This window comes from Paenarthrobacter sp. RAF54_2 (assembly GCF_052113945.1).
GTDB lineage: Bacteria > Actinomycetota > Actinomycetes > Actinomycetales > Micrococcaceae > Arthrobacter.
The window spans coordinates 36,885-49,881 of record NZ_JBFRDV010000032.1 but is presented as its reverse complement, the minus strand read 5'-3'; the positions used below and the strand labels follow the sequence as shown (position 1 = coordinate 49,881).

General features: G+C 61.7%; 11 protein-coding genes. 8 read left to right on the top strand and 3 right to left on the bottom strand.

Going from position 1 to position 12,997, the window contains the following annotated elements:
• Positions 1 to 173: 173 nt before the first annotated feature.
• The 3 genes from AB4Y87_RS23375 to AB4Y87_RS23365 form a co-directional block, all read right to left on the bottom strand.
• Positions 174 to 1,007 carry an alpha/beta fold hydrolase gene (locus AB4Y87_RS23375; RefSeq protein ID WP_431117459.1) on the bottom strand — a complete coding sequence of 278 codons (834 nt, stop codon included), beginning with the start codon at positions 1,005 to 1,007 and terminating at the stop codon, positions 174 to 176.
• A 62-nt stretch (positions 1,008 to 1,069) separates the two neighbouring features.
• The gene (locus tag AB4Y87_RS23370; protein ID WP_442006630.1) at positions 1,070 to 1,924 is read right to left on the bottom strand and encodes an alpha/beta fold hydrolase; all 855 of its coding nucleotides are present in this window, start codon (positions 1,922 to 1,924) and stop codon (positions 1,070 to 1,072) included.
• Positions 1,921 to 2,823 carry an alpha/beta fold hydrolase gene (locus tag AB4Y87_RS23365; protein ID WP_442006629.1) on the bottom strand — a complete coding sequence of 301 codons (903 nt, stop codon included), beginning with the start codon at positions 2,821 to 2,823 and terminating at the stop codon, positions 1,921 to 1,923. Before AB4Y87_RS23365 ends, AB4Y87_RS23370 begins: the two co-directional genes overlap by 4 nt.
• 56 nt (positions 2,824 to 2,879) lie before the next feature.
• Here AB4Y87_RS23365 and lysS point away from each other — a divergent pair, with 56 nt between their 5' ends.
• The 8 genes from lysS to AB4Y87_RS23325 all read left to right on the top strand — a co-directional run bounded on the left by lysS (position 2,880) and on the right by AB4Y87_RS23325 (position 12,914).
• Positions 2,880 to 4,409, top strand: coding sequence for a lysine--tRNA ligase (gene lysS, locus AB4Y87_RS23360; protein ID WP_442006628.1), 1,530 nt, complete (start codon positions 2,880 to 2,882; stop codon positions 4,407 to 4,409).
• A 2-nt stretch (positions 4,410 to 4,411) separates the two neighbouring features.
• A complete protein-coding gene (locus tag AB4Y87_RS23355) occupies positions 4,412 to 4,585 on the top strand; it encodes a hypothetical protein (protein ID WP_442006627.1) in 174 nt (57 codons plus the stop codon).
• A 129-nt stretch (positions 4,586 to 4,714) separates the two neighbouring features.
• On the top strand, positions 4,715 to 5,041 hold the full coding sequence (locus AB4Y87_RS23350) for a histone-like nucleoid-structuring protein Lsr2 (RefSeq protein ID WP_223947524.1): 327 nt from the start codon (positions 4,715 to 4,717) through the stop codon (positions 5,039 to 5,041).
• 437 nt (positions 5,042 to 5,478) lie between these two features.
• On the top strand, positions 5,479 to 7,971 hold the full coding sequence (locus AB4Y87_RS23345; RefSeq protein WP_442006626.1) for an ATP-dependent Clp protease ATP-binding subunit: 2,493 nt from the start codon (positions 5,479 to 5,481) through the stop codon (positions 7,969 to 7,971).
• Positions 7,972 to 8,228: 257 nt separating this feature from the next.
• Positions 8,229 to 10,337: a S9 family peptidase gene (locus AB4Y87_RS23340; RefSeq protein WP_442006625.1), complete on the top strand. Its 2,109-nt coding sequence runs from the start codon at positions 8,229 to 8,231 to the stop codon at positions 10,335 to 10,337.
• 225 nt (positions 10,338 to 10,562) lie between these two features.
• Positions 10,563 to 11,072, top strand: a complete 510-nt coding sequence (locus AB4Y87_RS23335) for an amino-acid N-acetyltransferase (RefSeq protein WP_442006624.1) — start codon at positions 10,563 to 10,565, stop codon at positions 11,070 to 11,072.
• A 149-nt stretch (positions 11,073 to 11,221) separates the two neighbouring features.
• The gene (locus tag AB4Y87_RS23330) at positions 11,222 to 12,697 is read left to right on the top strand and encodes an FAD-binding oxidoreductase (RefSeq protein ID WP_442006623.1); all 1,476 of its coding nucleotides are present in this window, start codon (positions 11,222 to 11,224) and stop codon (positions 12,695 to 12,697) included.
• Positions 12,698 to 12,707: 10 nt separating this feature from the next.
• Positions 12,708 to 12,914, top strand: coding sequence for a hypothetical protein (locus AB4Y87_RS23325; protein ID WP_442006622.1), 207 nt, complete (start codon positions 12,708 to 12,710; stop codon positions 12,912 to 12,914).
• Positions 12,915 to 12,997: the final 83 nt, after the last annotated feature.

The window sequence follows — 12,997 nt, the reverse complement described above, 5'->3', positions numbered from 1 at the left end:
AGCTAAGACCCACAGCGCCGATGGTACTGCACCCGGGAGGGTGTGGGAGAGTAGGACACCGCCGGACAATCATTAACAGGGAAAGCCCCGACCACGACGGTCGGGGCTTCCCCCATTTAACCAACAAACCAGACACGGCAAGGTGGGAAAGCCCACCCCTGAGGCGAACTCCCCTAGCCCGAGAAGAACTCAGACAACTCTGCGATGAGCTTGTCGGGCGCCTTGTTTGGGCCGTCGTGCCCGAACCCGGGGAGGATGGTGTAGCTGGAGCCGGACAGGACATCGTGGATCTGGCCGCACGCTACACCGAAGTATGCGGGGCTTTTCTCGCCCACCACGATCAGTGTTTCCAGGGGCAGTTCAAGGAACGGCTCGGCGGGCATGTCGGCAGCGATGACTGCCTTGATTTCCCGGACTCCGCACGTCATCAGTTCCCGCATCTGCTTACCCATGGGTGTTCCGGCCGTCAGCTTCGTCGCGAGCGTCAACATGGACAGGGGCATGCGCGCAAACGCGCCTCCTGTCTCTACTCCCTTGATGAGAACGGCGAGTCCGCGATCGTAGTCTCCTGCCGCCGTCGCGCGTTCATATTCCGGCGTCCAGTCGGCTTTGACGCTGTGGTTGACGGACACGGCGGGATCGTAAACGGCGAGTCGCTCCACGGGTAAGGTTCGCGCCGCGTGCAACGCAACAGCACCGCCGAAGCTGTGCCCGAAAACGTCTGTGCTGGATGTGTGTTTCATGACCGCGTCGAGATCCCGGATGTCGGCTTCGAGGGTGTAGTCCTCGGGCTGGGGGGATGATTCACCGCGACCGCGGCGGTTAAACGTATGTACGGGCCGCCCGAGGGACTCGCTCAGTTTCTGCGCGAAACGTGTGTAGTCAGAGGCCGTCACCATTGAGGCGGGCACGACCACAATACCCGAGCCTGCCGCCGCCAGGTCACCGCCTGTGGTGAGTACTTCGAGGTGTCCGCCGTCCGTTGTGGTGATGATCTCGCGCGTCATGTCTTGAGCCTAACCGAGCCACCTGAACGCAGGCAGCATGCAGGACGTTATGTGGATAACAATCAGCTTTTGAAGTAGTCCGAAATGTCCATGACTAGTTCCTTCACGGCGGCTGGAACGGAACCGTGGAAGCCCTTTGGCGATACTTCAAGGGTGCTTCCTGGAACGGCCGCGTGCAAACGCGCGGCCGTCACTTTGTAGTATTGGGGACTCTTCTTGCCCACCATGAAATGGGTGCCGGGAGGTAGGACGGAGAAGTCGCGCGGAGTTTCCGTGGCTTCGAACGCAGCCTTGAGTTCTCCGACGCCGGATGGCATGAGTTCACGGAACATTGTGTTGACCTTGGTTCGCGAGACTACAGCCATGAGACCCACCAGTATGGGTTCAGGGACGCGGGCCAGGGCAGTTCCGGGATGCATTCCACGCTTCATGCGGGCAAGCGCTACGTTGATGTTGCCCTTGTTCACGGAGTCCTCGAAGCCTGCCATCCAATCCGTGTCCATGCTCCCGTCGATATTAACTGCGGCGTCGTAAACGGCGAGCCTGTCCGGTTGGTGTCTTGTGCCGGCAAATGCCTGCGCAGCGTTGAGGGCCACCGACCCGCCCAGGCTGTGGCCGAGGATGTTCCTGGCAGCGGTGGCATCCATGATGGTGCGCACATCCGCAATTTCCGTGACCATGGAGTAGTTGTGTGGTTGATCGCTGGAGCCGCCGCGGCCCCTGCGATCGTAGACGTCCACGGCCCACGCATCTCCGAGGCCCTTCGCGAGGGCGATGGAGAAGGGACGATAGATCAGGGCCGTGAGGAATGCGCCGCCGATCAGAACCACACGGCGCTCCCCGGGTGCGTCTTCCGCGCCGTAGCTGTATAACGCGAGTTTGCCGCCGTCGTGCGTTTTGATGGTGCGTTCCCTCACCGCTTTATCCTAGGGCGCGCTGGCATTGGGGCTGTGCCTCCTGAAAGGAAGCGGGCGATTCGGGCTGCAAGCCGCCTGCCTGGCCGAAGAGGACCTTCGTGGAACTGCAACGGCACAATAGCGAAGTCGATGACTGGAACCGCTCCAGCAAGGGTGCGTCCGGTTTCGGCGAAGTAGGACGGACTCCAGCCGCCGCTAAGCATGAGTGTCGGAGTCACGAGCGAGGTGAAATCGTGAAGATGCGCGTCGGCATCGAGGACCGCGCGCATTTCGGCGACGGCGGTGGGCAACAGGGAGCGCATCTCCGAACCCAGCCGCGTCTGTGCAGAGAGGATGCTCAGCATCCGCAAGGCGCCCATCGGCAGGTAGGAGATGGGACCGGCAGTTCTCAGACCCTGCACCAGATGGGCCCATGCGTGGTCCAGTTGGCCTGCCGTAATTGCGGCTTCCAATTCCGGACGCCACCGACCATGGAGATTTCCTGATAGCGAGACAGCGGCGTCGTAGGTGACCAAGCGGTTGATCCTGGTGCTGCGCGCCGCCTGGAGCGCCACGAAACCGCCATAACTGTGCGCCACGACGTCCCGTGAATCGGTCTTCCGCATCACCGCCTGAAGGTCGGCGATCTCGGTGTCAGCGGAGTATCCGGGCGGTTGCGGCGCTGAGTGGCCCCGGCCGCGCCGGTTGTAGCAATGAACCGGCCGCCCGAGCATGAGGCTCAAGGTCCGCGCAAAGGGCCAGTAAAGGGAATCGGTCACCAAAGTGCCATGGACCACGACGACGCCGGACGGTTCCGCAGGTGCGCGCGAACCGGGAATCGAGGCTTTCGACGCCGGCCGGAACGTGTGCACCTCAAGCTGCCCGCCGCCGTCGTCCGTTTCAACTGTCCACGTCTCCACAGCCCGAGTCTATGTCCGGAATCAGAGGCCCGTAATGACCGGTAAACTTAAGGACTGTGACTTCCGCAAACACCCCAGCCCTGAACACCTCCGCAGAGCCCATCGATGCCAGCGAGCAGATGCGTATTCGCATGGACAAGCGCGCCAAGCTGATCGAACGTGGTACAGAGGCCTACCCTGTGGGCGTTGAGCGGACGCATTCCTTGAGCGAGATCCGCGAAAAGTATGCGCACCTGGAAGCCGACGAGACCACCGGTGACATCGTAGGCGTCACCGGCCGCGTCGTGTTCGTGCGCAACACTGGCAAGCTCTGCTTCGCTACCCTCCAGGAAGGTGGCGTTGACGGCAAGGGCGTCCGTCTCCAGGCAATGCTGAGCCTGGCCAACGTGGGCGAGGAAGCGCTGGCCGATTGGAAAGCCCTGGTTGACCTGGGGGACCACGTTTTCATCAAGGGCGAGGTGATTTCCTCCCGCCGCGGCGAGCTCTCCGTCATGGCCGATTCCTGGTCCATGGCCTCCAAGGCCCTGCGCCCGCTCCCGGTCCTGCACGCGGAACTCAACGAAGAAACCCGTGTTCGCCAGCGCTACGTGGATCTCATGGTCCGCGATGAAGCCCGCGAGATGGTCTATAAGCGTGCTGCCATCACTAGGTCTGTCCGCGACACCCTTGACCGCCACGGCTACGTCGAGGTGGAGACCCCCATCCTGCAGCTGGTCCATGGTGGTGCTACGGCCCGTCCGTTCGAGACGCACATGAACGCGTTCGATCAGAAGATGACCCTGCGCATCGCTACGGAACTTTTCCTGAAGCGCGCGGTAGTGGGTGGCATCGATCGCGTCTACGACATGGGCCGGGTGTTCCGGAACGAAGGCGTCGATTCCACGCACAGCCCCGAATTCACCACCCTTGAGTGCTATGAAGCCTGGGCTGACCAGTTCGTCATGGCCGAGCGCATGAAAGAAATCATCCTCAACGTGGCGGACGTGGTTGGCACCCGTACCATTCAGACGGATGCAGGCGAGATCAACCTCGACGGCGAATGGGCTTGGGTTGCGGTGTACCCGGGGCTTTCTGAAGCGGTTGGCGTTGAAGTCACTCCCGACACCACAGTGGAGGAACTGCTGGCCATTGCTGCCAAGCACGAGGTCAAGGTGGACCCGCAGTGGGACGCGGAGAAGATCGTGGTTGAGCTCTTTGGCGAGATTGTGGAGCCCACACTGCTGAATCCGACTTTCGTTTACAACTACCCGCCGTCGGCTCAGCCGCTTGCGCGTCCCCATCGCGAAGACGGCCAGCTGATCGAGGCATGGGACCTGATTATCGGGGGCATGGAGCGCGGCACGGCTTTCTCTGAACTCATTGACCCCGTTATCCAGCGCGAACGGCTTACGGAGCAGTCACGCCGTTCTGCGGCTGGCGACGTTGAGGCCATGCAACTCGACGAAGACTTCCTTCGCGCCCTTGAATACGGTGCCCCGCCCATGGGTGGCATCGGGCTCGGCATCGATCGCCTTGTCATGTTGTTCACCGGTGCAGGTATCCGCGAAACCATTCTGTTCCCCTTACTTAAGCCCGAAGGACACTGATCATGGAATACATCGCAGTCCTGGCGCCATCGGTCGTTGTTGGTTTGATCTTCTGGTTTGCCATGAAGTCCATCTTCAATGCGGACAAATCCGAGCGGCAAGCAGAGGCCCGCGCCCAAGCAGAGGCCAATTTGCGCAATTCCGGCCCTGAGAGTGAAGGCCCGGCAGCTAAATAGGCTGCAAATTGGGTGTCCTTAGCAGGAAACCCAAATGTGCCTTTGACGTGTGTGCTTGGCGTGAACGATAATCAGGAATAGGAACCCTCAAATTTCTGATTATCCAACCCTCCAAAAGAGAGGCTACTCATGGCACAGAAAGTTAAAATCATCCTCGTCGATGACCTGGATGAAGGGTCAGCGGACGAAACTGTCCGTTTCGGGCTGGACGGCGTTAGCTACGAGATGGACTTGTCCACCGCTAACGCAGAATCTTTGCGCAAAGCACTGGAGCCCTACGTAGCCAAGGCCAGGAAGACCTCTTCGGGCCGTGCAACACGTGGCCGTGCGACTGCCACTCGAAACCAGGATTCGGCACAGATCCGTCAATGGGCTCGTGACAACGGTTACACCGTAAACAGTCGCGGACGTATTCAGGCTGAAATTCAGGAAGCGTACCAGAAGGCCAATTCCTGATTCACCCGCCTTCAATGCCCCGGCAGCTTCTGCCGGGGCATTAGGTTTTTAAGCCCGTAGTTTGTTGCCAAGCCTTCCCAGGGGTGCCTGGACCAGGTCTTGGAATATTCCGTGAATCCTTCCGGCGCCTGGAGTGGGGATTATCCGGCCCTTTTGGGACTGGTCAAAGTGTGTGGTCAAAACGACTGGCCAAGCCGAGCGGCTCGAGTCCTGCCGCTGCCCTGGACGGCTGACCACATCCTTCAGGAGGCGTGACCACGTCCTTCACGAGGCCGGCACGGGTATGCGACAGGCGTTCCGCGGGCGGGCATCCCGGCTGCGAGGGGGGTGCCAGGTTTATTCCGCCGGGCGTCATGTTTCCCCTGTGGCGAACACGCTCCAAAAGTCGGGCTCCGGCACGTAGCATCAAAGTACGTCGTAGCTAGGAGTGTGGCGAAATGTTTGAGAGATTTACGGACCGTGCCCGTCGCGTGGTTGTCCTTGCCCAAGAAGAGGCACGGATGCTCAATCACAATTACATTGGTACCGAGCACATCCTCTTGGGTCTGATCCACGAGGGTGAAGGCGTTGCCGCCAAGGCGCTTGAATCCCTGAGCATTTCGCTCGATGGCGTCCGCGAACAGGTGCAGGAGATCATCGGCCAGGGCCAGCAGGCTCCATCCGGGCACATCCCCTTCACCCCGCGCGCCAAGAAGGTGCTTGAGCTTTCGCTCCGCGAAGCACTGCAGCTCGGCCACAATTACATCGGAACCGAGCACATCCTGCTCGGTCTCATCCGCGAGGGCGAAGGCGTTGCTGCCCAGGTACTGGTCAAGCTTGGTGCGGACCTCAACAGGGTCCGTCAGCAGGTCATCCAGCTGCTTTCCGGCTACCAGGGCAAGGAAACCGCGGGTTCGGGTTCCAGCCAGGGCCAGCCGGAGGGAACCCCGGCAGGTTCGGTGGTACTGGACCAGTTCGGACGCAACCTCACCCAGGCTGCCCGCGAGAACAAGCTCGATCCCGTGATCGGCCGCGAGCAGGAGATGGAACGCGTCATGCAGGTCCTCTCCCGCCGTACCAAGAACAACCCAGTGCTCATCGGTGAGCCCGGCGTCGGTAAGACTGCCGTCGTCGAAGGCCTCGCCCAGGCAATTGTCCGCGGCGACGTCCCGGAAACCATCAAGGACAAGCAGCTGTATACGCTGGACCTTGGTTCACTGGTTGCCGGCTCGCGCTACCGTGGCGACTTCGAAGAGCGCCTGAAGAAGGTCCTCAAGGAGATCCGCACACGCGGCGACATCATCCTCTTCATTGACGAGATCCACACCCTCGTTGGTGCAGGTGCTGCTGAAGGTGCGATCGATGCTGCATCCATCCTGAAGCCGATGCTTGCCCGTGGTGAACTCCAGACCATTGGTGCCACCACGTTGGACGAGTACCGCAAGCACATTGAGAAGGACGCTGCCCTTGAGCGCCGCTTCCAGCCGATCCAGGTCAAGGAGCCTTCCGTCGCTCACGCGATCGAGATCCTGAAGGGCCTGCGGGACCGCTACGAGGCACACCACCGCGTAACGATTACCGACGGCGCCCTCGCCTCAGCCGCGCAGCTGGCCGAACGCTACATTTCGGACCGCTTCCTGCCGGACAAGGCGATCGACCTCATCGATGAAGCCGGTGCACGCCTGCGTATCCGCCGCATGACCGCTCCGCCGGAGCTCAAGGCCATGGACGAGCGCATTGCCGACGTCAAGATGGAGAAGGAATCCGCCATCGACGCCCAGGACTTTGAGGGTGCCGCTTCGCTGCGCGACAAAGAGCAGAAGCTCATTGCCGAACGCGCTGAGAAGGAACGCAACTGGAAGTCCGGCGGCATGGATGACATCTCCGAGGTTGATGAAGACCTGATAGCCGAGGTTCTTGCGAACTCCACCGGCATCCCCGTCTTCAAGCTCACCGAGGAAGAGTCCTCGCGGCTTCTCAAGATGGAAGACGAACTGCACAAGCGCGTCGTCGGCCAGGACGAGGCAATCAGGGCCCTGTCCCAGGCTATCCGCCGTACACGTGCAGGCCTGAAGGACCCCAAGCGTCCCGGTGGCTCGTTCATCTTCGCCGGGCCTACGGGTGTTGGCAAGACCGAGCTCGCCAAGGCCCTTGCCGAGTTCCTGTTCGGTGAAGAGGATGCCCTCATCACGCTGGACATGTCCGAGTACTCCGAGAAGCACACGGTTTCGCGTCTCTTCGGTGCACCTCCGGGCTATGTTGGCTACGAAGAAGGCGGCCAGCTCACCGAGAAGGTTCGTCGCCGTCCGTTCTCCGTGGTCCTGTTCGACGAAGTTGAGAAGGCCCACGCGGACCTCTTCAACTCGCTCCTGCAGATCCTGGAAGATGGCCGACTGACCGACTCCCAGGGCCGCGTGGTGGACTTCAAGAACACCGTGATCATCATGACCACCAACCTGGGTACCCGCGACATCTCCAAGAGCGTCGCTACCGGCTTCCAGTCCGGCACGGATACCCAGACTGGCTACAACCGGATGCGTGCCCGGGTCACGGAGGAGCTCAAGCAGCACTTCCGCCCCGAGTTCCTCAACCGTGTTGACGATGTTGTGGTGTTCCCGCAGCTCACCCAGGACGAGATCATCGAGATCGTGGACATGTTCGTTACCCGCCTGGAGCGTCGCCTCAAGGACAAGGACATGGGCATCGAGCTCACCACGGCAGCAAAGGTTCTTCTGGCCACTCGTGGCTACGATCCCGCAATGGGTGCCCGGCCTCTGCGCCGCACCATCCAGCGCGAGATCGAGGACCAGCTCTCCGAGAAGATCCTCTTCGGCGAATTGCACTCCGGTGACATCGTGGTGGTGGATGTGGACGGCGAAGGCGACGACGCCAAGTTCACGTTTGCAGGCAACGCCAAGCCGCGGATCCCGGAGATCGCTCCTACCGCGTAAAGCGCACGACTCAGCTAACGAGGCAACAAGCCCCGCCCATTCCCCAAGGAGTGGGCGGGGCTTCGGCGTTAAGAGACCTCCCACTGGCGGTGCCGGAGGCATTTGCGTAGCTTGCGTCAAAGCGACGAAGGAGCAGCAAGCGGTAAATGGCGCCGACACCGCCAGTATCCACACCAACGCCGGAATATCTGAAAGTACTGTTTCACTCTGAGTGAACCACCCTGTGATCGGCGACACAATACGTGTTGAATCGAAGCATGGATTCCACTGACACCCCAACCCCGGGCACGCCACCTGAAACTCCCTTCCACGACATCGACCACTACCTCTCCATTCCTCGAGTCAGTGGTCTCACGCTCAGCCCGGACGGCAAGCGCCTGGTCACTACCGTTTCAACCCTGAATGGCAAGGGCACCGAGTATGTCACCGCACTCTGGGAGATCGACCCCACCGGCCAAAGCCATGCCCGGCGGATCACCCGGAGTTCCAAAGGCGAGGCCGGTGCCGCCTTTGCCGCCAACGGTGATCTCTACTTCACGTCCTCCAGGCCCGACCCCGAGAGCGCAGATCCCGACGCCGATCCGGTGAACGCGCTGTGGCTGCTCCCTGCCGATGGGGGAGAGGCCCGGGTTGTGCACTCGCGCGCCGGCGGGATCAGTTCCGTCCTGGCGGCAAAGAGTGCGGATGCCGTCTTCGTCAACGCCGAGGTTCTGGCAGGTTCCAGCACTGAGGAGAACGACGAAGAACGCCGCAAGACCCGCAAAGATAACAAAGTGTCCGCCATCCTGCACAGTGGCTACCCGATCCGTTATTGGGACGCGGACCTGGGTCCTGCCGAACCGCGCTTGTTTGCAGTGGAGCCAGGTGAGGAGAAGGAGGCCGGCAAACCAACCACCGTTGACGCGCCAACGCCGCTTAAGCTGAGGAACCTGACGCCCGGCGTCGGAGGCTCGCTTCGGGAAGCCAAAACTGTGGTTAGTCCGGACGGCAAGACCATCTACACCAGCCTTACAAAAGCCCTCGCCAAGGCCGACAGCCGTGAGGTGCTTGCCGCCGTCGACGTCGCCACTGGGGCTGTGAAGGTACTTCTGGACCGCGAGGGAATGAGCTACTTCCCTGGGCCCGTCAGCCCGGACAACCGCACGTTGGTTGTGGAGAGCGAAAGTGACACCACGCCCACCCAGGCTCCGCAGATCAAGCTGCACCTGCTGGACGTATCGGGCAGCGAAACGACTGACCTGGAGCCGCTCGCACACCAATGGGACCGCTGGGCTACTGCCTTGGAGTGGCTCCCGCAAGGCAATGCCATTCTGGTGAAAGCGGACGACGACGGCGCGTCGCCGCTTTTCCGGATCGACGTTGCCGATGGAGCAGTAACACGGGTGACGAAAGACGCTGCGGCGTATTCCGACGTCGTGGTTTCGCCGGACGGGACCACAGCGTACGCACTGCGGAGCTCCTACGAGTTCCCCGCTGAAGCTGTGCGGATCGACCTCGCTTCCGGAGATGTGGTGAGGTTGCAGGCACCCGCGGAACGGCCAACGTACAAGGGCCACCTCGAACGCGTGGAAACGACGGCGGAGGACGGCTCGCGCGTGCCGGCTTACCTGGCGCTCCCGGAAGGTGCATCCGCGGACCGCCCGGCGCCCCTCCTGCTGTGGATCCACGGTGGACCGCTGGGCTCATGGAACGCCTGGACCTGGCGTTGGAACCCCTGGCTGCTGGTCGCAAAGGGCTATGCCGTACTGCTGCCCGACCCCGCCCTCTCCACAGGTTACGGCCAGGAGTTCATCCAGCGCGGCTGGGGTGAATGGGGCAAAAAGCCCTTCTCGGACCTCATGGCTATCACCGACGCCGTAGTCGAGCGGGCGGACATCGACGAGTCACGGACTGCGGCGATGGGAGGATCCTTCGGCGGCTACATGGCAAACTGGGTGGCAGGCCAGACTGACCGCTTCAAGGCGATCGTGACCCACGCCAGTTTGTGGGCCCTGGACCAGTTCGGCCCCACCACCGACGCAGCGCAGTACTGGCTGAAGGAAATGACGGTCGAGATGGCGATGGAGAACTCGCCCCACCTCAACGTACGCAACATCAAGACGCCCATGCTGGTGATCCACGGAGACAAGGATTATCGCGTACCGATCGGCGAGGGCCTGCGGCTTTGGTACGAACTACTGTCCTCATCGCAGCTGCCCGCGGACGACAACGGCCAGAGCCCGCACCGCTTCCTCTACTTCCCTGACGAGAATCACTGGGTACTACAGCCGCAGCACGCCAAGGTTTGGTACGGAGTCGTGGAGCACTTCCTGGCAAAGCAGGTGCTGGGCGAGGACGTGGCGCTGCCGGAGGAGTTGGGGATCTAGTCCGTTGCTGGGTCTGGCGTGAGTCCGGCGCTGGACCTGCGCCATTTGCCGCGTGCTCGCTCGTGCCTCGCTTAGACGCACGCTACGCAAATAGCCCAGGACCAGCGCCTCGCGGCGGCCCTCCGGTACTAAATGGTGACCATGGCGTCCGTCAGCGCCGCCCGGCTCAGCCCCGGCGTAGGTCATGCGCGGTCGGGCTCCTCTTTGTCTCGTTAGGATGGGGGAGTGAATTCGACCTTTAGCCTTCGTCCTGCCCGTACTAGTGATGTGGCGGCGATCAAGAGGCTGGTTGCCCCTCTCGCGGAGCAGCGGATTTTGATGGCCAAGGAAACTGTGGCGTACTACGAGAGCCTCCAGGAATTCCGGATTGCCGAGTCCCAAGACGGCGACGTCATCGGTTGCGGGGCCCTGCACGTTATGTGGGAGGACCTGGCCGAGATCCGCACCCTTGCCGCTGCGGACACGTGGCGGGGGCGGGGCGTGGGGCACGTGCTGGTGGAGGATCTCCTGGAAAAAGCCAAGGAGCTTGGCGTGAGCCGGGTTTTCTGCCTGACGTTTGAAGTGGAATTTTTCAAGCGTCACGGCTTCGAGGTCATGGAGGACCAGTCGGCCGTGGACCCGCAGGTGTACTCCGAGCTGCTGCGCTCGCATGACGAAGGCGTGGCGGAATTCCTGGATCTGGCCCGGGTAAAGCCGAATACCTTGGGCAATACGCGCATGATCAAGCACCTCTAAGAAGACCGGCAACAAGGGCTAACTGAGGCGGACTCCAACCCTGCCCGCATTATGCGTGATTTAAAACCCTTCTCTTATCTAAAGTTGATGGATAAACTGATCGAGGCTTGCTGGGGAGCTTCCGCCATTCGGTCAATCGAGAGAAGATCATGCAGTCCCACGCGTCGTTTTCTGGTAATTCAAGCGTTTCAGAACTCCAACTCAGCGTGCGCGGTCCCGTGTTCACGCCTGCCGACCCCGGTTTCGCAGCCGAGATATCGGCCTTCAACCTCTCTACTCAACACCAGCCGGATCTTGCCTTCGGCGCCCTCGACGCAGAGGACGTTTCGGCGGCTGTCAGATGGGCGGCGGAACGGGGAATGCCCGTAGCCGTCCAGTCCACGGGACATGGTGCAACAAACGCGATAGAAGGCGGGATGCTTATCAGTACCCGCCGCATGCTGGAACTCAGCATCGACCCCCTTGAGAAGACTGCCAGGGTGGGGGCCGGTGTTCGATGGAAGGCTGTGGTTGAGCTTGCTGCAACCTTCGGTTTGATGGGTCTCTGTGGTTCCACCAGTGACGTCGGCGTGGTGGGTTACACGCTGGGCGGGGGCCTGCCCATCCTGGGACGTAAGTACGGCTTCGCCTCGGATCATGTCATCGCTTTCGAGCTGGTCACAGCAGACGGCACCCAGCAAAGGGTCACCAGGGACGAGAACCCTGAGCTGTTCTTCCTCCTGCGAGGCGGCAAGGGCAATCTCGGCATTGTGACCGCCATGGAATTCCACCTTTTCCCAGCCGCCGATCTCTACGCAGGTGGCGTGTACTTCGACGGCGGACACGCCCCGGAAGTCCTGGCGGCGTTTAGGGAATGGGTGCCATCGCTACCCGCGGAGGCGTCGGCGTCGTTGGCGTTTTTGCGCCTTCCGCAGATGGAGATGATTCCGGAGCCGTTGCGGGGAAAGTTTGTGATCCACCTCCGCTACGCCTACCAAGGGGGCCTGGCTGCAGCATCGGACCTGCTGGAGCCCATGCGCCGAAGCGCCCCGTTCATGATGGACGCCACCGGCCCCTTGGAAGCAAGCCAATTCGACACGATCCACCAGGATCCGGACCAGCCAGTCCCCGTTCGCGAGCGTGGCTTCCTGCTTGACCGTTTGGACGAGGACGCAGCGGAGGCAATCCTCCGGCACTTCGGTCCGGGCGTTGAGAGCCCGGTGTTGCTGGCCGAACTCCGGCTGCTGGGCGGCGCCCTCGCCAAGAGCGCGGAGGGCGAGGACAGTGTGGGCGGCCGTGACGCGGCGTTCAGCTTCTACATGGTTGCCATTGCCGCGCCTCCTGTTGTTGAGATGCTGCCCGCAGTTTTCGATGCCGTCCATACAGACCTTCGTCCCGCTGCCAATCCCGGCACATTTGTGAACCTCCATGGGCACTTTGTGGATGCCGAGGACAGGGAGCGGCCCTGGGGCCCCAGTGCGCGTGAACGTCTTAAGAAGGCCAAGGCGGAGTTGGATCCGAAGAACATGTTCAGCTTCGGGCACGTAGTGGGACTTCCCACCACGGAACAGCCGGTTGTTATGAATCAGACCGTGCTGCTCGAAGACGTGGTCACTGCCGGCGGCGACGCCGTGCTGAACGGTTAAGGGTCGGACCATGCAAGATCGCGTCACGTTTCCGGACTTTTCAGCTTTCCAGATAGACATCCCCCACGGTTCCTGGCCGAACGAATCCTTCTGGCCGGGGACGGCCCACGCCAACCCGGACCTGTACTCCGCATTTTGGCTCGACTTCCATTCGCGGACTGAAGCGGCCTCCACTCCTGCACGCACCGCCGCGGAGCCTGGGCATCATCAGGATTAAGCGTCACAGCGGTAGGGACAGCTCTCCGGGGCTGTCCCTACTGCCTTTAACGGGCGCTCGCGGCTTCTGCATGCGAGGAGGCC

Excerpts from the sequence above, each read along its gene's own strand:
- AB4Y87_RS23375 (WP_431117459.1), bottom strand. The coding sequence starts at position 1,007 with ATGACGCGCGAGATCATCACCACAACGGACGGCGGACACCTCGAAGTA.
- AB4Y87_RS23355 (WP_442006627.1), top strand. The coding sequence starts at position 4,412 with ATGGAATACATCGCAGTCCTGGCGCCATCGGTCGTTGTTGGTTTGATC.
- AB4Y87_RS23350 (WP_223947524.1), top strand. The coding sequence starts at position 4,715 with ATGGCACAGAAAGTTAAAATCATCCTCGTCGATGACCTGGATGAAGGG.
- AB4Y87_RS23345 (WP_442006626.1), top strand. The coding sequence starts at position 5,479 with ATGTTTGAGAGATTTACGGACCGTGCCCGTCGCGTGGTTGTCCTTGCC.
- AB4Y87_RS23340 (WP_442006625.1), top strand. The coding sequence starts at position 8,229 with ATGGATTCCACTGACACCCCAACCCCGGGCACGCCACCTGAAACTCCC.
- AB4Y87_RS23330 (WP_442006623.1), top strand. The coding sequence starts at position 11,222 with ATGCAGTCCCACGCGTCGTTTTCTGGTAATTCAAGCGTTTCAGAACTC.
- AB4Y87_RS23325 (WP_442006622.1), top strand. The coding sequence starts at position 12,708 with ATGCAAGATCGCGTCACGTTTCCGGACTTTTCAGCTTTCCAGATAGAC.